17 protein-coding genes are annotated in these 21,883 nt (G+C 36.8%); 10 read left to right on the forward strand and 7 right to left on the reverse strand.

Features of this window, described 5'->3' with window-relative positions; genetic code table 11:
- The first annotated feature begins 16 nt into the window (after positions 1–16).
- From GSB9_02776 to GSB9_02780, 5 genes are all read left to right on the forward strand, one after another.
- Positions 17–1,396: a hypothetical protein gene (locus GSB9_02776; GenBank protein UKM66196.1), complete on the forward strand. Its 1,380-nt coding sequence runs from the start codon at positions 17–19 to the stop codon at positions 1,394–1,396.
- Positions 1,396–1,950, forward strand: a complete 555-nt coding sequence (gene lptC / locus GSB9_02777; protein UKM66197.1) for an LPS export ABC transporter periplasmic protein LptC — start codon at positions 1,396–1,398, stop codon at positions 1,948–1,950. The genes GSB9_02776 and lptC overlap by 1 nt, the downstream gene beginning before the upstream one ends.
- A 59-nt stretch (positions 1,951–2,009) precedes the next feature.
- Positions 2,010–2,204 (forward strand): hypothetical protein, encoded by a 195-nt coding sequence (locus GSB9_02778; GenBank protein UKM66198.1) that lies wholly within the window; start codon positions 2,010–2,012, stop codon positions 2,202–2,204.
- Complete coding sequence (locus GSB9_02779) at positions 2,205–3,494, forward strand: hemolysin family protein (GenBank protein UKM66199.1); 1,290 nt, start codon at positions 2,205–2,207, stop codon at positions 3,492–3,494.
- A 212-nt stretch (positions 3,495–3,706) separates the two neighbouring features.
- On the forward strand, positions 3,707–5,836 hold the full coding sequence (locus tag GSB9_02780; GenBank protein ID UKM66200.1) for a SurA N-terminal domain-containing protein: 2,130 nt from the start codon (positions 3,707–3,709) through the stop codon (positions 5,834–5,836).
- A gap of 98 nt (positions 5,837–5,934) precedes the next feature.
- Here the strand turns inward: GSB9_02780 and GSB9_02781 are convergent, their stop codons facing one another.
- Positions 5,935–6,852, reverse strand: a complete 918-nt coding sequence (locus tag GSB9_02781; GenBank protein UKM66201.1) for a GYDIA family GHMP kinase — start codon at positions 6,850–6,852, stop codon at positions 5,935–5,937.
- 6 nt (positions 6,853–6,858) lie between these two features.
- A complete protein-coding gene (locus GSB9_02782) occupies positions 6,859–8,172 on the reverse strand; it encodes a hydroxymethylglutaryl-CoA reductase, degradative (protein UKM66202.1) in 1,314 nt (437 codons plus the stop codon).
- A 149-nt stretch (positions 8,173–8,321) separates the two neighbouring features.
- Between GSB9_02782 and GSB9_02783 the strand changes: the two genes are divergently transcribed.
- The 4 genes from GSB9_02783 to GSB9_02786 all read left to right on the forward strand — a co-directional run bounded on the left by GSB9_02783 (position 8,322) and on the right by GSB9_02786 (position 14,678).
- Positions 8,322–10,583 carry a S9 family peptidase gene (locus tag GSB9_02783; GenBank protein ID UKM66203.1) on the forward strand — a complete coding sequence of 754 codons (2,262 nt, stop codon included), beginning with the start codon at positions 8,322–8,324 and terminating at the stop codon, positions 10,581–10,583.
- Between the two features lie 26 nt (positions 10,584–10,609).
- Positions 10,610–12,172 carry a peptide MFS transporter gene (locus tag GSB9_02784; protein ID UKM66204.1) on the forward strand — a complete coding sequence of 521 codons (1,563 nt, stop codon included), beginning with the start codon at positions 10,610–10,612 and terminating at the stop codon, positions 12,170–12,172.
- 12 nt (positions 12,173–12,184) lie between these two features.
- Positions 12,185–13,966, forward strand: a complete 1,782-nt coding sequence (locus GSB9_02785; protein ID UKM66205.1) for a peptide MFS transporter — start codon at positions 12,185–12,187, stop codon at positions 13,964–13,966.
- A 163-nt stretch (positions 13,967–14,129) separates the two neighbouring features.
- Entirely contained in the window at positions 14,130–14,678 is a 549-nt protein-coding gene (locus GSB9_02786) for a thioredoxin fold domain-containing protein (protein ID UKM66206.1), read from the forward strand.
- Between the two features lie 8 nt (positions 14,679–14,686).
- On the opposite strand, the gene GSB9_02787 is transcribed toward GSB9_02786, so the two are convergent.
- The 5 genes from GSB9_02787 to surE are packed head-to-tail and all read right to left on the reverse strand — an operon-like array spanning position 14,687 to position 19,549.
- Positions 14,687–16,720 carry a ComEC family competence protein gene (locus tag GSB9_02787; protein ID UKM66207.2) on the reverse strand — a complete coding sequence of 678 codons (2,034 nt, stop codon included), beginning with the start codon at positions 16,718–16,720 and terminating at the stop codon, positions 14,687–14,689.
- Positions 16,721–16,750: 30 nt separating this feature from the next.
- Positions 16,751–17,311, reverse strand: a complete 561-nt coding sequence (locus GSB9_02788) for a C40 family peptidase (protein ID UKM66208.2) — start codon at positions 17,309–17,311, stop codon at positions 16,751–16,753.
- A gap of 3 nt (positions 17,312–17,314) precedes the next feature.
- Positions 17,315–18,427, reverse strand: a complete 1,113-nt coding sequence (gene lpxB, locus GSB9_02789) for a lipid-A-disaccharide synthase (protein ID UKM66209.1) — start codon at positions 18,425–18,427, stop codon at positions 17,315–17,317.
- 40 nt (positions 18,428–18,467) lie between these two features.
- Positions 18,468–18,752, reverse strand: coding sequence for a hypothetical protein (locus tag GSB9_02790; protein ID UKM66210.1), 285 nt, complete (start codon positions 18,750–18,752; stop codon positions 18,468–18,470).
- A 23-nt stretch (positions 18,753–18,775) separates the two neighbouring features.
- The gene (gene surE / locus GSB9_02791) at positions 18,776–19,549 is read right to left on the reverse strand and encodes a 5'/3'-nucleotidase SurE (GenBank protein ID UKM66211.1); all 774 of its coding nucleotides are present in this window, start codon (positions 19,547–19,549) and stop codon (positions 18,776–18,778) included.
- A 178-nt stretch (positions 19,550–19,727) separates the two neighbouring features.
- On the opposite strand from surE, the gene GSB9_02792 reads away from it, so the two are divergent.
- Positions 19,728–21,875 (forward strand): carboxy terminal-processing peptidase, encoded by a 2,148-nt coding sequence (locus GSB9_02792; protein UKM66212.2) that lies wholly within the window; start codon positions 19,728–19,730, stop codon positions 21,873–21,875.
- Positions 21,876–21,883: the final 8 nt, after the last annotated feature.

Consider the following 21,883-nt stretch of genomic DNA (forward strand, 5'->3'; position numbering starts at 1 on the left):
AAGAACAAAAATTATCATGAAAACTAAAATTACTTTATTAGCCTTTTTATTTATTGGATTAGGACTGGGTTTTGCACAGCAAGATGAAGAGTGTATGACCAAATTGTCTATTTTCCACGAGTATACAAAAGCAAAGAATTACGATGCGGCTTACGAGCCATGGATGGCAGTAAGAAACAAATGTCCAAAGTTTAACAATGCTATTTATGTTGACGGTGAGAAAATTTTAGAGCATAAAATTGATAACTCAACTGGAGCCGAAAAAGTTGCTTACATCAACGACCTTTTAAAAATGTGGGAGCAAAGAGCAGAGCACTTCTCAAGCAAAACGCCAAAAGGCGAGTATGCTGCAAAAGCATGCCAGCTTATGTACGATAACCAAAAGGAATTAAACAAAAGTAAGGAAGAGCTTTACGAATGCTTTGATAACGCCTACAAATTGGATAAGGAAAGTTTTACCAACCCTAAAAGTATATACACTTACTTTTCTTTAATGGTTGACTTGTACGATGACGGTAAAAAACCAGCAGCCGAATTATTTAGTAAGTACGATGATGTTGTTGATAAAATTGAAGTAGAGGTAAAAAACTACTCAGAAAAGTTAAACAAACTTATAGAAAAAGATTCAACGGGAGCATCGTATACAAGTCGTGAAAAAAGCTACAAAAGATATTACGAAAGTTACTTAAAGGCTTACGACCAGATTGCTGAAAGTGTAGATGGTAAATTAGGTCCAAGAGCAAACTGCGATAACTTAATTCCAATCTTTAAAAGAGATTTTGAAGAAAACAAAACCAATGCAATTTGGTTACAACGCGCTGCAGGACAAATGTCGCAAAAAGAATGTACAGAAGACCCATTGTTCTTTGAGTTGGTTAATGCGTATCACGATCTAAGCCCTTCTTCAAAATCAGCCTACTATTTAGGAATCTTGAAGGATAAAGAAGGTGATGCCAATGGAGCCATTAAATTTTATGAGCAGGCTATTAGTTTAGAAACAGACGATTACCAAAAATCTAAACTGTACTACAGAATTGCTAGCAAGCTAAAGTCAAGAGGAAGCTATGGTAAAGCAAGAAACTATTACAACCAAGCTTTAAGTCTTAATCCATCAAATGGGCGTCCTTACTTAGCTATTGCAGCGATGTATGCGGCTAGCGCTAACAACTGTGGCGATACAACGTTCAACAAAAGAGCGGTATATTGGTTGGCTGCTAACGAAGCCAGAAAGGCTTCACGTGTAGACCCAACGCTAAAAAAAGCGGCTGCACAGTCGGTTGCTAATTACGAAGCTAAAGCGCCTTCAAACTCTGATGTGTTTAGTTCAGGAAGATCAGGTGAAACCTTAAGCATTGGCTGTTGGATAGGGCGTTCGGTAACCGTGCCAAAAATTTAATGAAAACATTGTTTTTACATAATAAATTAAGCATAGTCACAATTTGTATTGTGGCTATGTTTTTTTCATGTAATGACAGTTTAAAGCAAGTGCAACAGATTGGTATTTCAGACAACGAACCGATAGGTGTCGATTATAACATGAATGTTAAGTACATCGATTCCGGTAGAGTTTCGGCTAACCTTATAAGTGCCAAAATGTTAGATTATACCAATCGCGATTTTCCTTTTAACGAGTTTGTTGATGGCGTAACACTTTATGTTTACGATAAAGACAATAAAAAAAGTACTGTTGTGGCCGATTATGCCATTGTTTATGGCAATACCGATTTAATCGACATGAGAGATAATGTGGTAATCACTACACACGATAACAGTGTTTTAAAAACCGATCAGCTTTACTACGACCAAAAAAAGGAATGGCTCTTTACAAACCATCCTGTTGAGTTTCAAACAGAACAAGACCTTATAAAAGGTAATGGTTTCGACTCCGATTCAAAATTTGAAAATGCCCAAGTCCTCGAGGTTACTGGTATAATTACTATCGAGGAATAAATAAAACCACACGTACAGAGCAATTCAAATTTAACTATCTTTACGCAAAATAATATAGCATGAATTTTTCTAAGATTTTTCAATACGCCTATTTGGTTTTTGCGGTACTGTTTCTTTACGATGCCGTTACTAAATGGAACGACGGAACCCACGGTGCTTACGTGTCTTTCGCTTTGTCTGGGTTGGCCATTTTTATGTTTTTCTTCAGAAAGCGTTTTAGGAAAAAGTACGACAAAAAAGATGATTCAAAATAAATGAGCGTTTATGTTATTATCATAATAGCTTCACTTATCCTTTCTGCTTTTTTTTCGGGCATGGAGATTGCCTATGTGTCTTCAAACAAGATTCACATAGAAATTGAAAAAAAGCAAGATGGCTTACTTGCCAAGGCCCTAAGAAAACTTACAGCTCGGCCATCAAAATTTATAACCACAATGCTTATTGGTAACAATATTGCTTTGGTGGTTTATGGGTTTTTTATGGGTGATGTGTTGGTCAGTTGGTTTCAGTCTATGTTGCCCACCCAAAGCGCGTTTTTAAATTATCTTTTAAACGATTTAAGTTTATTGTCGCAAACGGTTATTTCAACATTTGTGATTTTAATTACGGCCGAGTTTCTGCCTAAAGTTTTTTTTCAGATTTATGCCAATACCTTAGTTAAAGCGCTTGCGGTACCAGCATACTTTTTTTATATGCTGTTTACGTTCATCTCAGAATTTGTTATCTGGATTTCCGATTTGATTTTGAAAACATTTTTTAAAACTGATGGCGACCAAATTCAAATGGCATTTACAAAAGTAGAACTGGGAAATTACATTAGCGAACAAATGGAAGCGATTGAAGAGCACGATGAGGTAGATAGTGAAATTCAGATTTTTCAAAATGCCTTAGAGTTTTCCGAAGTAAAGGCACGAGAAGTTATGATTCCGCGTACCGAAATAATCGCCGTTGAAATTAATGATTCCGTAAAGTCTCTTAACACACTATTTACTGAAACTGGACGTACTAAAATTTTAGTCTATAAAGATACGATTGACGATATTTTAGGTTACGTACATTCGTTTGAATTGTTTAAAAAAGCGAAAAACATTCGGGCTATGTTAACGCCTGTAGAGTTCGTGCCCGAAACGGTACTCATTAAGGATGTGCTTAGCGTGCTCACTAAAAAACGACGTAGCATTGCCGTGGTTTTGGATGAATACGGCGGAACATCTGGAATTATGACCGTTGAGGATATTATTGAAGAACTTTTTGGGGAAATTGAAGATGAACACGATTCTGACGACTCCATTGAGGAAAAAGTTGATAACGAAACCTATCACTTTTCGGCACGTTTGGAAGTCGATTACCTTAACGAAACCTATAAAATAAATTTACCCGAAGGCGAGAATTACGAAACTTTAGGAGGGCTTATAGTTAATCATACCGAAGAAATTCCAGCTCAAAACGACGTACTTAAAATTGATAATTTTCAGTTTAAAATATTGGCGGTTTCCAATACCAAAATAGATTTAGTAGAGCTTAAACTTGTTGAAGAAGATTAAAAGTTTAAACTATATATTGGGTCTAAAGCCTTTGCGTTTCAACTTCAGTTTTACTATCAAAAAAATTTAAAGGCCACAATAAACAAATAACCCTTTTATTATTAAATAGAAAATGGTATTTTCGCGCACGATATTTTTGTCGGTTATTGTGTAATTGACACCAACTTAACAACAAATCCCAGCTTTGGGTAATTAAAAAATTTAATTTACAAATGGCAGTTTTAAATAAGATAAGACAACGTTCACTATTCTTAATATTAATTATAGCCTTGGCGCTATTCTCTTTTGTTTTGGCAGATTTGTTTAGAAACAGCGATGCTCTAATGTCGAAGTCGCAAAATGTGGTAGCGACCATTAACGGAAAAGATATTACGCGTGAGGACTTTTTGCAAAAAGTTGAAGCGGCACAACGTCAAGCAGGTCCAAATGCAACAAATACTCAGGTAATGAATCGTGTTTGGGACCAAGAAGTGAGAAAAGCTGTTATGGAAACGCAATTTGAAGAGCTTGGTATTACTGTTGAAAAAGATCAAATGCGCGATTTATTGAAAAATGCTTTGTCTACAAGTCCAGAGTTTTTAAACGAAGCTGGCCTTTTTGATGAAGGCAAGCTGAACGAGTACATTGCCAATTTAAAAGAAACTAACCCAGCGGGTTACGAAGGTTGGATAAACTACGAAAACCAGTTGGCATTAAACGCTCTAAACCAGAAGTATTATAACCTTGTAAAAGCAGGATTAACAGGAACTCTAGCCGAAGGTGAATTGGAGCACAAATTAGCAGGGAATAAAGTAGACATAAAATACGTTCAAGTATCTTACAATACCATTCCAGATAGCACTGTTCAAGTATCTAAATCTGATATTTCTAGTTATATCAAAGACAACAAAAAACAGTTTGAAGTTGAGGCTTCGAGAGATATCCGTTTTGTGGAGTTTGAAGAAACGGCATCTGTTGAAGATGAAGCTGCCATTAAAGCAGAGTTGGAAACCTATGTAAATGGAAGATTGGTTGACGAAAGAGGAAGAAAAGATACTATTGTTGCATTTTCTAAAGTAAAAGACAACGAAGAGTATATTAATGTTATCGCTGGATCAGATTTGAAATTTGATGAGCGTTTTATGTTCAAGTCAAGTTTGCCAACTGCTGTTGCTGATGATATTTATAGTTTAAACGAAGGTGAAGTTTATGGGCCTTATAAAGATAATGGGTTCTTTAAAGTATCAAAAGTTATTGCTGTTAAGCAAATACCAGACTCAGCAAAAGTACGTCACATATTAATTCCATTTGTAGGGGCACAGAGTGCAGGTCCAGAGGTAACACAAACAGAAGCTGAAGCCAAAAGCATAGCCGATAGTTTATTGACTGTTTTAAAAGGAAACCGTTCTAAATTCCCTGATTTTGTCACTGAGTTTTCATCAGACCAAGGTAGTGTAAGCAATGGCGGGCGTTACGATTGGCACCCATACAATTCTATGGTTCCTGAGTTTAATGAGTTTGAGTTTGAAGGTAAAACTGGCGATTTAGGTGTGGTTAAAACCGTTTTTGGTTTCCATATTATAGAAATCGAAGGACAAAAAGACCCTAAAAAAGCGGTGCAGGTAGGAACTATTGCAAGAGCTATTGAGCCGTCTGAAGCAACAACAGATAAGGTGTTTAGAGATGCCTCTAATTTTGAAATTGAAGCTGGTGAAGGTGATTTTGAAGCCGTTGCTAAAGAAAGTAATTTTAATGTTCGACCAGTTAATGGTATAAAAGCTTTAGATGAAAGTATTCCTGGCGTAGGTAACCAAAGACCAATTGTACGTTGGGCTTTTAATGAGGATTCTGAGGTTGGTGAAATTAAGCGCTTTAATATTCCTGGTGGTTACGTTATAGCACAACTGGTTGCTAAGCATGAAGCAGGTTTAATGTCTGTTGAAGATGCTACGGCCAGAGTGTTGCCTATTCTTAAAAAGGAAAAGAAGGCCGAGATTATTAGAGACCGTGTTTCTGCAACAACTTTAGAAGATTTAGCGGCTGCTGAAAAAACAACTGTTAGAACAGCTAATGGTGTTAATATGAAGAGCCCTACTATTTCTGGAGCAGGTCGTGAGCCATTGGTTGTTGGTGCTGCTTTTGGATTGGATGAAGGGGAAACCTCTGGTTTAATTGACGGTTCTAATGGGGTTTACATGATTCAAGTAACTAAAAAGACACCGGCAGTAGAGTTAGATAACTACCAAGCTGCGGCTAACCGAGTAGCTTCGCAAAAGGCTAGTGCGGTAAACACGAAAGTATATAATGCTTTAAAGGATGCTGCCGAAATTGAAGACAACAGAGTTAAAATTCAAATTCAGTAAGTACTTTAAAAGAATCATAAACAAAAAAAGCTCCGATTATCGGAGCTTTTTTTGTTTGATATTTATTCTGATTGAATTTAGATTTTATATAGCTTAAGTTACAAAACCATTTCGGCATATGGAATAACTGTAGCAAAGCCTTTTTTGTTAAAATAAGCCGTGGGATTTGTTTTTGAGGTTACTAAAATAAAATCGCCACCCCAAGCACCTAGACTTTTTATAGCACCTTCAAAATCGTTAAAAAATAATGTTTTAACTGGTGTTTGGTTCGTAATGTTTCCAATTAAATCTTCATGCGCTTCAACGAGAGGCTCAAAGTCTTTGAGAGTTTCGGCCACAATCATCTTTTCTGTAATCGTATTAATGTGCTTTATTAATCCCGTTGCGTTGCCTTTGTTGGCATGGTAATGCTTTATGCCCTCCCGGCTGTTCTGTTTTTTGTTTAAATGAACAAAGTACAATTGCTGCTTAAAATCAGGATTGAAATCTACAGGTTTGGCAATATGGGAGGAGTCTTTAATTTGGTAAGTGATGGCGCCTTGGTTTTGTGCACAAGCAATATCGTAGCCACTGCCGCCAAAAGTGCGTTCCAGAAGTTGGAAGGCATCAATTTTGGCCCATTGTGCGATATTGTTTATAAGTGTTGACGAGGTGCCCAAGCCCCAGTTTCGAGGAAAATCGAGTGTTGTTGTTATTTCTAAACCTTCATTGGTTTTAAGAAATTCAGGGTTAAGGGTTTTTGCAGTATTCAAAATTTGAATGAGCCTTTTTAAAACGTCATTGAGAGGGGCGTGCGACGTGGTAATCGCGTTCATTTTCATTTGAAATTCACCTTCAAACCAAACGTTGCCGTTCTCGGCTAAACTTTTCCAAATAATTTTTTTACTGTCGGTGCCTTCTACCTTTAATGACTGCCCAAATTTTGTGGGAACAGCCAATGATAATGCACCGTCAAGCACGACATATTCGCCTGTAATAAGGAGTTTCCCGTGGCTATGATGATAAAAGGTTTTCAAATCGTATTAATCTCTTAACTTATTTAAGGCTTCTGTTACCGCACTGTGAGAAACGGTTTTATCCTTAAAATAATTTGTTAATTGTTCTTTTTCACTTGGGCTTGCTTCAAACTGATTTAAAATATTCATAAGGTGCATTTTCATGTGCCCCTGTTGAATGCCTGTTGTGGTTAGTGAGCGTAATGCTGCGAAATTTTGGGCTAAGCCGGCAACAGCCACAATTTCCATGAGTTCTTTTGCTGAGGGTTTATGCAAAAGTTCCAACGCTAACTTTACCAATGGATGAAGCCCTGTTAAACCGCCAACGGTACCCAAAGCCAATGGAATTTCAATCCAAAATATGAAAATACCATCTTCAATTTTCGCATGGGTCAAGCTACTATAGCGTCCTTTTCTTGAAGCATAGGCATGAACACCCGCTTCAATCGCTCTAAAATCGTTTCCAGTAGCCAAAACAACGGCATCAATACCGTTCATGACACCTTTGTTGTGGGTTACGGCCCTAAAGGGCTCTACTTCGGCTATCTTTACGGCTTGTATAAACTTTTTAGCAAACGTTTCACCGGAAATTGCACCTTCGGTTAAATCTTCAACTTTGCAATTCACTTCTGCTCTAACTAAGCATTCTGGAACGTAGTTCGATAGAATGCTCATGACGATATCGATGTCTTTTTCTTCTTTTGCAAATAGGGCAAACTTTTGAGCTTCAGCTTTAAATGTTTTTGCAAATTGTTCTAAACACGAATTGATAAAATTGGCACCCATGGCATTCAACGTCTCGAATGAAGCGTGCAGTTGATAATAATTAGGTATATCATCCGTCTTGTCACGCAATTCGATATCAAGAATGCCACCACCGCGCTTTTTCATGTTTTTGGTAATGGCCTCAGTATCTTTAATAAGCTGCGGTTTTATGTGGTTAAAAAACTGTTGTAGTTTTTCAATAGTGCCGTTGAACATAAAATGGACCTGCCCAATTTTGGTTGTAGAAATAACTTTGGTTTTAAACCCGCCTCTATCCATCCAGAACTTGGCCGCTTTACTGGCTGCTGCTACCACCGAGCTCTCCTCGATAGCCATTGGTATGGTGTAAAGCTTATTGTTGATTAAAAAATTAGGGGCGACACCAAGCGGTAAATAATAATTTGTGATGGTGTTTTCGATAAACTCGTCGTGCAATTGCTGCAGTTTTTCGTTACTGTTCCAATATTGCTTTAAAACAGCTTTGGCATCTTCGGCTTCAGAGAAGTAGTTGTTAACAATCCAGTCTATTTTTTTGGATTTCGATAGTTTAGAAAATCCAGCAATGGGTTTACTCATAATTTATTAGTTAGCCGTGCAAAGATACCACTCTTCATTCTAATATAGAACACCCACTTGCAAAGGCGTTATTTAAGTGTTAATATTTACGTTTTTTGCATAATTTTTAGTAAACTTGACATCATTTTGTGAAAAATAAATTTTTTTTAATGAATCACCTAAAATTCTCCTTTTGTGTTTGCTTGTTCCTAACTTCAATATTATCAGCGCAAACCAAAGAAATTACCCTAGAAGACATTTGGAAATATGGTACGTTTAGCACTAAGCGCATGAATGCTTTACATTCTATGGCTAATGGAAAACAATATTCGGTATTGGAAGTTGATCGGGCTACGAGAAGCACGCAGGTAAATGTTTACGATTATAAAACCTTAAACAAGGTAAAGACGGTTGTTAGTAGTGCAAACCTTGAAGCCATTCCATATTTTACCGATTACACTTTTAGTGTCGATGAGCAAAAACTGCTTTTGGCTACAAATTTAGAATCTATCTATAGATGGTCTAAAAAAGGAATTTATTTTGTTTATGATATTAAAAATGGGGCGTTAACTATATTAGATTCAGCTAAAATACAACAACCTACATTTTCTCCAGACGGAAATAAAATAGCTTTCGCCAAAGAAAATAATCTATTCGTAAAGAATTTAGATAGCGGAGAGGTTACACAAATTACCTTTGATGGTAAAAAGAATGAAATAATAAATGGTATTGGCGATTGGGTATACCAAGAAGAATTTTCGGAAAGTCCATTATCGTTTAAAAAACCGTTTACATTTGTCCGTGCTTTTGATTGGAATGCCGATAGTAACAAAATTGCCTTTATTCGCTTTGACGAACGCCAGGTGCCAGAATTTTCAATGGATATTTATGGGCAAGATCTGTACCCAACCCAACAAGTTTTTAAATACCCAAAGGCCGGTGAGGCTAACTCTAAAGTGTCACTTCATATTTACAATTTAGAGAATAACAAAACACATAATGTTGAGGTCGATAAAACCTATGACGAATTTTATATCCCGCGGATGAAATGGACCAAAGACTCCAATATTTTGAGTGCGCAGTATATGAATCGCCGACAAAACGAATTGGATTTATGGTTTATAAATGCAAAAACAAATACATCAAAATTAGTGCAGGCCGAAACAGATGATGCTTATGTAGAACTTTCCTCGAGCTTAACGTTTTTAAAGGACAATAGTTTTATTTGGACCAGTGAAAAGGACGGTTTTAACCATATTTATTATTATGACAACGACGGAAACTTGGTTAACCAAGTAACAAAGGGAGATTGGGAGGTTACAAACTATTATGGCTTTGATGAAGAAAGTAAAACCATATTTTACCAATCAACCGAAAATGGATCCATCAACCGCGATGTATATTCCATAAAATTGAATGGTAAGCACAAAAAGCGTTTAACAAAGAGTACGGGCACAAACAATGCAGTTTTTAATGCCGACTTTTCGTATTTTATCAATACCTATTCAAGTGCTAAGAACCCGCCGCAATATACTTTAAATAGTGCCGAATCAGGTAATGTTATTAAAAGTATAATAGATAATGACCAGTTAGCGAAAAAGCTTGCCGACTATAAGACATCAGAAAAGGAATTTAGTACCATAAATATTAATGGTAACGATTTGAATATGTGGATGATTAAACCAGCCGATTTCGACGAAAATAAGCAATATCCGTTGTTTATGTACCAATACTCTGGACCTGATTCCCAAGAGGTGAAAAACCAATGGAACGAATCTAACGATTACTGGTTTCAATTTCTGGCGCAGAAGGGCTACATCATTGTTTGTGTTGATGGGCGTGGTACAGGCTATAAAGGAGCAGAGTTTAAAAAAGTCTCCCAAAATCAATTGGGGAAATATGAAGTAGAAGATCAGATTTCGGCCGCCAAAAAATTAGGGGACTTACCTTTTATAGATAAAACCAGAATTGGTATTTGGGGTTGGAGTTATGGTGGTTACATGAGCAGTAACGCACTGTTTCAAGGTAACGATGTGTTTAAAATGGCGATTGCTGTAGCACCTGTTAGCAGTTGGCGTTTTTATGATTCTGTTTACGCAGAGCGTTTTATGTCAACCCCTCAAGAAAACCCAAGTGGGTACGACGATAATTCACCAATTAACCATGTTGATAAATTAAAAGGAGACTTCCTTCTGGTGCATGGTTCTGGTGATGACAATGTGCATGTGCAAAATACCATGCGATTAGCCGAAGCCTTAATACAGGCCGATAAACAATTTGAATGGGCTATTTATCCAGATAAGAATCATGGTATTTATGGAGGAAATACGAGACTTCACCTATATAAAAAAATGACCAACTTTGTTGATGAAACGCTCGGTGATAAAATTCAAAAGGAAGACAGCAAAGAAATTGAAAAATCAAGAAACTAAAGGATAGACTAACCAAAATTAAGAATATGTCAGCAGCTATAAAACCGCATCAAAGGGAACTATTTGGACAACCCATTGGATTGTATATTTTATTTTTAACCGAAATGTGGGAGCGTTTTTCGTATTACGGTATGCGTGCGCTATTGGTTTTGTATATGACAACCACGGCCCTGGGAACAGACCCACGAGGTGCTGGTTTGGGGTGGACAGATCAAGAAGCTTTGGCGCTTTATGGTTGGTATACCATGTTGGTTTATGTGATGTCTATTCCAGGGGGAATGATTGCAGATAAGCTCATAGGACAGAAAAAAGCAGTGTTGTGGGGAGCCGTAATCCTTTGTCTTGGCCATGGCGTTTTAGTACTCACCGATATTTGGGCGTTTTATACCGGTCTCGGATTGGTAATTCTTGGGGTGGGCTTGCTAAAGCCCAATATTTCAACCATGGTTGGCGGATTATACAAACAAGGAGATATAAGAAGGGATAAAGGATTTAGTATTTTTTATATAGGCATAAATTTAGGCTCGTTATTGGCTACGCTTACAGTTGGTTTGGTAGTAGCAGAATGGGGTTGGCACGCTGGTTTTGGGCTAGCGGGAATTGTTATGGTGTTAGGGTTAATCAATTATATTGGCGGACAAAAATATCTAAGCCAGGTAGGAAACTTTGAGCCTGCAGCAGATGACGAAAGCGAGGTGTCTTATGGAAAATTATATTCTAAACTTTTCACTGCTCCAAAGCAATTGGTAATCACCGGTATTTTACTTTTAGCTTCTTTTATTGGGTGGTATTTTATGGATTGGGGCTATGGCTTATTGTTTGTGTTTTTAACAGCCATTGCTGCTTTAATGATGATGATTTATAAAGAATTGAATTCGCAAGTCTATAAGGATAGATTTGTAGTTTTATTGCTGTCGTTTATAATGGTTATCATTTTTTGGGGAGCTTTCGAGCAAGCAGGTGGTTTAATGAACCTTTATACCGATACTAAAACAGATAGAGTATTGTTTGGATGGGAAATTCCAACAGTAATGTTTCAAAGTTTAAATGCAGGTTTTATAATTCTATTTGCAACATTGGTAGCCAGTATTTGGGCAAAAAGGCAGTTGAAAGGAAAGGAAGCCTCGTCGCTATTTAAAATGGCTTTAGGTATTATAATAATGGGTTTCGGGTTTTTGTTTATGGTATTTGCTGCCATGGAATTCGAAAAATCAGGAACCTCAAGTATGATTTGGTTGGTTTTAGCTTACTTGTTCCATACGCTTGGTGAGTTATGTTTGTCTCCAGTAGCCCTATCATTCATTACAAAATTAGCGCCAGCGAAATATGCCTCATTAATGATGGGGGTTTATTTTGCGTCATCTGGATTGGGAAATAAAGTGGCGGGAATAGTTGGAGAGTCGGCATCAGAATTTGGAGAATACGCTATTTTTTCAGGAATACTAATCTTTACGGTTATAGTGGGGCTCTTGTTTATTTTCCTTCTTAAGCCCTTAAAACGTCTAACCCATGGAGCAGAGGACAATGAACGTATGATGCATTACGACGAAACTGAAGGCTTTGAATTAGCAGATTCTGATATTAACTAACAAATCAAACATATGACAATCAATACAGATATAGAAAACTTGTTTAAAGACAAAGTTTTAGGGCATCCAGCAGGTCTGTTTGTCCTTTTCTTTACCGAAATGTGGGAGCGTTTCTCTTTTTACGGAATGCGTGTACTTCTGGTTAACTTTTTAACCTTTACGGTTATTGGAGCTAATCCAGGTTGGGGTTGGTCTGCCGAAAATGCAGGAGCGCTCTTTGGTACATATGCTATGCTGCTTTATATCACGCCAATTGTTGGAGGGATTATTGCAGATAAGTTAACAGGTTACCGCTGGGCTGTAGTTATCGGCGCATTGATTATGACTTTAGGGCATGCCTCGATGGCATTAGAGACCGAACTGTCGCTTTACATTGGCCTCGGCCTCTTGGTAATAGGAACAGGTTTTTTTAAACCAAACATTACCTCCATTATTTCAGAGATGTATAAGAATAATTCAGAAAAAAAGGATGGTGCCTATACCATTTTCTATATGGGTGTTAATGCCGGTGCATTCTTCGGAATGATGTTATGTGGGTATTTAGCCGAAAAAATAGGTTGGGCGTATGGCTTTGGTTTGGCTGGAATTTTTATGCTTCTTGGTACGCTTCAATTTTGGTTTGGAGGAAAGTTGTTTGGTAAAATAGGAGCAAAACCTTCAAAAGTTTATGAAGTTGAAGATGTTCAGGATGGCAATAACACCATATCAAAATTAGAAGATGAAAATGCCATTGAAAAAACGAATCCTTTCACCAGGCTAGATAAGGTTTTAATTGTAATCTGTTCGGTAATTGGCCTGGGATATGCTATAAACGATCCGATGTCTAAAATTGCTGGCATTGATATGTTTTCTGTTTTAAAAACCGAAAGTTTAGAAGGACAATATGTAGCTGTTTTATTTGCTTTGGCCGTGTTTCTGTTTCTTGTAATTGGAAGAATTTTAAGGTACGCTGCAGTTGTTAGGGATAGAATGATTGCATTTATCATTTTTGCCTTTTTTACCGTGTTTTTTTGGTTGTCGTTTGAGCAGGGCGCTTCATCTTTGGTATTGTTTGCTCGCGATAATGTAGACCGTGTTTTAGAGGGTAACTCGGCAATGGCTTTTAACATTGTAAATGCATTGCTCACAGTAATACCACTAGTTATAATAACCTATGTGTTGTTTGTTTTATGGAAAAAAACATTTAAAAAAATACCCTTTTCAAATATTACGTTAGTCCTGTGCTTCTTAGGAATGTGGGGGTTAGTTATCTGGATGTTACAGAGAGAGTTTACTGCCGAAGTTTCTGAGATAACAGTGTCTTGGTTTAGTATTTTAAACTCTTTCTTTATTATAGTTTTTGCTTCCTTTTTCTCAAAATGGTGGGAGAGTAAATACAATCCTTCGGCAGCTACAAAATATGCCTTGGGTTTAATAATCATGGCTGTTGGTTTTGGTTTGTTGGCTTGGGGGGCTCATGGCATTTCAGAAGGTATGAAGGTAAGTATGGTTTGGCTTATTTTGGCTTATTTGTTCCATACCCTTGGCGAACTTTGTTTGTCTCCTGTTGGTTTGTCGTACGTTAGTAAGTTGGTGCCGGCGAGAATGATAGCGCTAATGTTTGGTATGTGGTATTTAGCCATCGCAATCGGAAACAAACTTGCCGCAGTTGCTGGAGGGCAAATTGAAAACATAACAAAAGAGTATAACCTATCAACGTTCTTTTTAATTTTTACAATTGTTCCAGCCTTGGCAGGGGTGGTTATATTTGTATTAAACCCACTTCTTAAAAAACTGATGCACGGTGTCCGTTAATCTAAAATAGGACTAAAAAATTTAGGTTTTGCCACAATTTTTGTAAGTTCGGAATGACTTTTGCAACTTATGTTACTCTAAAATAAGTTGTTATTTCTAAATTGCGATTTTAGAAAAGGTTGTTGCAAGTGCAGTTAGAAGAATTATAAATAATGAAAAACAAATGAAAAAGACACTACTTTTAATTTTAGCTATTGGTTTTGTAAGCTTAAATGCCATAGCGCAAGAGATAAATTGGGTGAGTCTTGAAGAGGCAGTGGCGCTTCAAAAGAAAAACCCAAAAAAAATTATGATTGATATTTATACCACATGGTGTGGCCCTTGTAAAATGCTGGATAAAAACACATTTCAGCACAAGCAGGTTGCCGAATATGTAAACGAGCACTATTACGCCGTAAAATTCAATGGCGAGGGTAACGAAGTGGTAAATTATAAGAATAAATCGTTTACTAACCCAAATTACGACCCAGCAAAAGCCAAAAGAAGAAATTCGGCACATCAATTAGCACGTTATTTTAAAATTAGTGCCTATCCAACCATAGTGTTTTTAGATGAAAAGGCCGACGTGATTACACCTTTAAGAGGGTATTTAAAGCCCAGTCAACTCGAGTTGTATTTGAAGATGTTCAAAAAAGACGATCACAAAAACATCAAAACACAAGAAGAATTTAATACGTACTACAACAATTTTAAGTCAGAGTTTAAAAGTTAAGGATTGATTTAATAACGAATTATAAAAGCTCCGTTTTTACCGGTTTGGTGGAAAGAGAGCTTTCTTTTTTTGCAGATTTTAGACCAGCGCTCAACATAAGTTTTGTAATTGCTTCCGTCTGCAATTATTTGTTTTGGCTGAATAGAATCAATTAAACGGTTTAGGTTTATTTTTGGGGAGTGCCTTAATAAAACAAATTGAGGCCTAAAGGATGTAACGTTGTAAATACCCATGCTATCAATAATTAACAGTTTCCTTTCGCCAAGTTCATACACCGAACGCAGTGAGCCTTCCTCAATAGTGTTAATGAAGTTTCCAATGGTATAATCTTTAATGCTTCTTATTTGGGAAATGGGAACACTATCTAAATCATGAAAAACCCGAATTTTATCGTGTGCTACGTTTGCCAACAGACTATTTCTACTTTTGTGAAACACAATAAATTCATTTGAGGGTTTATTCAATTTTGTATAAATAAAAGCACTTTGAACGCATAAAGCACCCATTAAAAAATATTTTAAACGGGATGCGTTTTTGTTGACGGTCCACCTAAAAAGAGTAAAAACAAGAATGTAAAACGCCAAAACGAGCCAGATGTTAAAGGAAATGTCCTTAAATAAGAAAGTCTCCTGTTTAGCAACCCAATCTACAACAATGTTCATTCCGCTGATGGCAATTCCGTAAAAATCAGCAAAAAATTGGGGTAGTATATTTAATACAGCTAATAAAATAAGTAGTATGCCCATGCCTAAAAGAATGCCTAAAAACGGAACGATTAATAAATTTGAAACAAAGAATAGCCCAGGAAACTGGTGAAAATAAAATAAGCTTAAGGGCAGGATTCCAATTTGAGCCGATACAGACACCGTTAGTGTATGCCAATAAAAATTGATTATTTTATTTTTAGGCTGCCAAAGTTTGTACAAAAATGGGTCGATGGAAACAATAGCAAACACGGCCAAATAACTCAATTGAAAACCAACGTCGAACAAAAACAATGGCTTATAAAGTAAAATAATAAACATTGATATGGCCAAGGTATTGTATATGTTTGTTGGGCGTTTTAGGTTAAGGGCAATAGCTACAATGCTAAACATGGTAACCGCTCGGGTAATCGAAGCCGACAACCCTGCTATAATGGCAAATGCCCACAAAATACTTACAAGTAAAATTGTTTTAAGGAGTCTGCCATGCTTAAAGCGTTCTAATGGTTTAAAAACGTAGCTTAAAATGATTAGAATAATGCCGACGTGCAACCCAGAAACGGCAAGGATATGAATGACGCCAGCATTAGCGTAACTGGTATAAACGTCTTGACTGATGTTTTGCCGCTGACCAAGTAAAAGAGCATTGATAATGGCTAATTCGTTTGGTTTAAAATGAAATGGTTTAAGTTTTTCATTGATATGGCTTCTAACGGCATCGGCTAAACCAAACAACGTATGTCGATTTGTGTTAACTTTAAGTATTTCATTTTCGTTTAAAACTAACTGGTGGTAAATGTATTTTTTTTCTAAATAGTTTTTGTAATTGAATTGGTTCGGGTTTAAAGGTTTGTAAACGTCTTGAAAATTTGTTTTACAAACGTATACGGCATCAACTCTAAAATCTGTTGTGAGTGAATCGTTTGCAATGTTCAACAAACATTTTCCAGAGGCTTTTTGGTCGTTTACCTTTAAAATATCTACAACATATTTGTTGTAAAAACTATTGGGTTTTATAACCTCGCGAACCCTAAAGGTGATTATGTTGGCTTCGTTAGTTTTACTTGAGATTTGATGTGAATAATGGTCTTTAAAGTGCTTTTGGTTGTGCAGACTTGTTGTTAAAACACCTATAGCAACCATTGTGCAAAACGTAAATACTCCAAACCAAATGGTTTTTTTAAACCGATTTCGACCCAATACATAAAATAACCCTAAAATACTTAAAAGAAGCGTTGCGGCCATTAAGGCGCTTTGTACAGAAACATCAGCGAAATGCCCAATAACAACACCCAAAATAAGGCAAAGTGTGAGTTTTATGATAGTGAAATTGAGCATTTTCATACACTTCTAAGATATGAAAATATCCTAAAGAATACGCCTTGCTTCGTGAAAGGCATCCAGCCAATAGGGGGAGTTCAAACGCGATATAATAACGCCTTTACTAGTGGTGGCGTGAATAAACTCAATGTCATTGTTTTTAATGGCCACAATAATGCCAACATGATTAATGGAGTTCCGGCGGTTTCCGGTTTTAAAAAACAATAAATCGCCATTCAATACTTTTTTTAGAGCTATTTTTTTACCCCGTTTAGCCATGTCTTTTGATGTTCTTGGCAGAATAATATTGTAAGATTTAAACGATTCGTAAACCAAACCCGAACAGTCCATCCCAGATTTTGTGGTGCCACCCCATTTATAGCGCACGCCTTCAAATTGTTTGGCATAGTTTATAATGTAATCAGACGGGGATAGTGGCTTGGCAGGAGTTGTGATTTCGGCAGAATTTGTTTTTTCATTTTTATAATCAGTCGGGGCATCGGTGTCTTTTTTGGTGATTATGCTATGGTTTGTTTTTGCCCGCTTTGAAGATTTACAGCCGTTTAGGCTTACCATTAAAATTAATATTAAAACAAATTGTTTTGCCAAAAGTTAAGATTTTATGGATTCGTAGATAAGTTGGGCTGTTTTTTCGCTCGCACCTCTTCCACCCAGTATTTTTTCTAATTGGTAATAATCCAAAAAGATTTTTTTTCGATTTTCCGTATCTAAAATTTTATCAAGTTCTGCTTTTAGTCGTTTTTTATTGAAATCATTTTGAATGAGTTCTGTTACAACTTCGCGATCCATTACCAAGTTCACTAACGATATAAACTTCAAGGTTATTATGCGTTTAGCGATATGGTACGAGATGGCACTCCCCTTATAACAAACCACTTGAGGTACTTTAAATAGAGCAGTTTCTAGCGTTGCAGTGCCAGAGGTAACTAAGGCTGCGGTAGAAATGCTAAGTAAGTCGTAGGTTTGGTTGTCTATAAATTTTACATTTTTGGATTTTATAAACTCTTCGTAAAAACTGAAATCCTGGCTTGGCGCACCAGCAATTACAAATTGATAATCGGGATATTTGTCAACCATACCCAACATCACAGAAAGCATCTTCGTGATTTCTTGTTTGCGACTTCCGGGAAGTAATGCTATAATGGGTTTTTTTCCAAGTTGGTGTTCTTCTCTAAATTTAAACTCGCCTACCTGATGTCTGTTAGCTATGGCATCAATTAGCGGGTGACCAACAAAGGTGACATCGTAGCCGTATTTTTTGTAAAAAGGTTTTACAAAAGGTAAGATAACGTACATGGCATCAATATCGCGCTTTATGGCTTTTATACGACTAGCTCTTGATGCCCAAACTTGTGGTGAAATGTAATAATTGGTTGTAAATCCAGCTGCTTTAGCCCATTTGGCTATTCTTAAATTAAAGCCTGAATTGTCGATAAAAACAATAACATCTGGATTGAAATTTTGTATGTCTGTTTTACAGAAGTCAATATCCTTAAAAATTTTGTTGAGGTTGGTAATAACTTCAACAAAGCCCATAAAAGCGCGTTCTTTGTAGTGTTTTACCAAAGTGCCACCTACTTTGGCCATAAGGTCGCCGCCCCAAAACCTAATATTGGCATTGGTGTCTAATTTGAGCAAGCCTTTCATAAGATTCGAGCCGTGCAAATCACCAGAAGCTTCTCCCGCTATTATGTAATATTTCATGGCCTCTAGGTTTTAAGGGTTCTGGTTGAAACTTAAAGTTTTATTGAAATAGTTTGAAAACAAAGGTAAAAACAGCAATAAAAACGGTAATGAGCAATACGCCCCTAGCGCGATAATCTTTTTTCTTCCTTATAAATATAAAAAATGCAATAAGGTTTAAAATGGCGCCCAAGCTAATGAGCTTTCCTAAAAAACCTTCGGCTGCAGCCGCTTTAATAACCGTTGTAAAATCGTCGCCCTTACCCAAAATGGTGGCTGCAAAAAACAAGCCCATAGCGTTGGCAACCAATCCTACAAACATGCCAATAAAAATATCCTTCTTCATCAAAATTGTTATGTGATTTAAAATTATTTTAAGTTCCAAGCATTTATTTCCTTTATAAAATGATGTGCCGTTAAATCAAATTGAGAGGGCACCAACGAAATATAACCATTTTCTAAGGCCCATTCATCTGTGTCTTCGCCACCATCTAAATTAACAAATTTACCGGTGAGCCAATAATAATCTTTTCCATTGGGGGTCTGGCGTTTGTCGAATTCTTCAACCCAATTGGCTTTGGCCTGGCGGCAAACTTTGATGCCCTTAATGTTTTCTTTTGATAGGTTTGGAATGTTGACATTAAGGACAATGCCTTTGGGGAGCCCGTTTTTTAATACCTGCTGGGCAATGGTTTTTACGTAAGGTTTTGAAGCTTCAAAGTTGGCGTTCCATCCATAATCCAAAAGTGAAAAACCTATGGCGGGAATCCCTTCAATACCTGCTTCAATGGCTGCGCTCATAGTGCCAGAATATATGACATTAATCGACGAGTTTGAGCCATGGTTGATTCCTGAAACACAAAGATCAGGTGTCCTGTCCAGAATTTCCCTAATAGCAATTTTTACGCAATCGGCCGGAGTGCCAGAACAACTGTATTCTTTTTGTGGGCCATCGTCGAGGCGAATTTCTTCGGCAAAAAGTGTTGAATTTAAGGTTATGGCATGGCCCATGCCGCTTTGTGGGCTATCGGGGGCAACTACCACCACATCTCCAAGGGTGTTCATAATGCTAATTAAAGTCCTTACGCCAGGCGCATTAATCCCATCATCATTGGTAACTAGAATAAGTGGTTTTTTTGTCATGATTGGTCATCAAAAATTATCGCTAAAATACATAAATTACTCAGGAAACATCCAATTTCCTGTCTTTAACAAAAAATTAGCGACATTAAGCTCAATTGGCATGGTTTTTTCTTTATTTTAGTGAAAAAATATGTCGTGCTTAATAGAAGCAACTAAAATTGATTAGATGAGAAATATTATGAAAAGGAATTTTAAGGCGCTGTTACTCTTATTGTTATTGGGTTTTGCATCCTGCAGTTTCACTACAAAAAAGTTCAGTAATCCAGATAAAGATAAGCTGCTCGTTCAAATTATAACCTTTGTTTTGGAGCAGGGGCATTATGACCCTGTTGACTTTGATGATGAGTTTTCAGAAGAATTGTTTACAGATTACATAGAAGTATTGGATCCTGTTAAAAGGTATTTTTATGAATCGGATTATAAGGATTTTGAAAAATTCAAAATGAACATTGATGATCAGTTAAAAGCTACAGATATTACATTTTTTAATGTTGTGCATGAGCGTTTGCTAAAACGTATCGCAGAAGCTAAGGAGATATACCGAGACGTGTTGTCGAAACCTTTTGACTATACCATAGATGAAGAGTTTGACACAGATTATGAAAAAAGCTCCTTTCCGAAGAACAAAAAGGAAATGAAAGAGCGTTGGAGAAAACAGCTTAAATTTTCCACACTTTCAAATTATGATGATTTAATGAAGCAGGAAAAGCAAGCTAAAGAAAATGATGCAAGCTATGTAATGAAAACCGAAGCGGAAATTGAAAAAGAAGCCAGAGAGGCCACGCTTAATTCAATCGATATTTATTTTAATGATAGTTTAGAGGATTTAAAACGCGAAGATTGGTTTGCGGTTTATGTAAATACCATTGTTGAAGAATTTGATCCCCATACCTATTATCTAGCACCAAAAAACAAAGAAGATTTCGATCAACGTATGTCTGGTAAACTAGAAGGTATTGGTGCAAGGCTCCAAAAGCGTATGGACTACATAAAAGTAGTTGAGCTTATTTCTGGTGGTCCGGCATGGCGCAGTAAAGAGCTGGATGTTGAAGATGTTATTTTAAAAGTAAAACAAGAAGACGAAGAGTTTCCTATTAGCATAGTAGGAATGCGTATAAACGATGCCATTAAATATATAAAAGGTCCAAAAGGGACCAAGGTTACACTTACCGTTAAAAAAGTTGACGGAACGATAAAAGATATTACCATTACCCGAGATGTGGTAGAGTTGGTCGAAACCTATGCTAAATCATCTATTGTAGAAAAAGAAGGGCAAAAATTTGGAGTCATCAATTTACCTGCCTTTTATGTAGATTTTAAAGATTATAAAAATGTAAATGCAGCCAAAGATGTAAAAGAAGAGATAGAGCATTTAAAAAATGAAGGCATGCAGGGCTTGGTTTTAGATTTACGAAACAATGGAGGAGGTTCGTTGCCTACGGTTGTTGATATGGCCGGTCTCTTTATAAAAGATGGCCCGATTGTGCAGGTACGCTCAACGGGTAAGGCAAAAGAAGTATTGAACGATCGTGATAAGTCTATTGTTTGGGATGGCCCCTTGGTTATATTGGTTAACGAAATTTCAGCATCTGCCTCCGAAATTATGGCGGCTGCAATGCAAGACTACAAACGCGCCATTATTATAGGAAGTAAGCAAACCTACGGAAAAGGTACCGTACAAAATGTGATTAACCTTAATAATATGTTGAGAAACAATACCAGTGGCGATTTAGGTGCTTTGGCCCTTACTACTCAAAAATATTACAGAATTAATGGTGGTTCGGTACAATTGGAAGGGGTTAAAAGTGATGTAAAAGTGCCAGGGCGTTTCAGTTTTATTGAGGTAGGTGAGAAAGATAAAGACAACCCGTTGCCATATGATGAAATTGATGCGGCAGATTATACGCCTTGGGAAAATTATTTTGATTACGATGCCACGGTCGAAAAAAGCAAACAGCGTATGATGAATAATGAACAGTTGAAGCTCATTGAAGAAAATGCTAAGTGGGTGAAAAATAAAATTGACGAAACAGTTTACTCGCTTAACTACAAAACCTATAAAGCTCAAATAGAGGCAAATGAAGAAGAATCGAAAAAGTTCGATGCAATTTCAGATTACCAAACCAATTTAACTTTCGATTCTACAAGTTTTGAAAAACAACTGTTCACTCAAGATACAACCGACTTAAAGGAAAAACGTGAGCGGTGGCATGAAAGCTTAAGCAAAGATGTTTACATTGAAGAAGCCTTAAATGTGCTTGAAGATTTAAAAATGTCGTATCCCATAAAAAATGTAGCAGCGACCAAAGGCGCTGTAAAAAATTAAGATTGGCT

The sequence above is a fragment of the Flavobacteriaceae bacterium GSB9 genome, assembly GCA_022749295.1.
Taxonomy (GTDB): domain Bacteria; phylum Bacteroidota; class Bacteroidia; order Flavobacteriales; family Flavobacteriaceae; genus Flavisericum.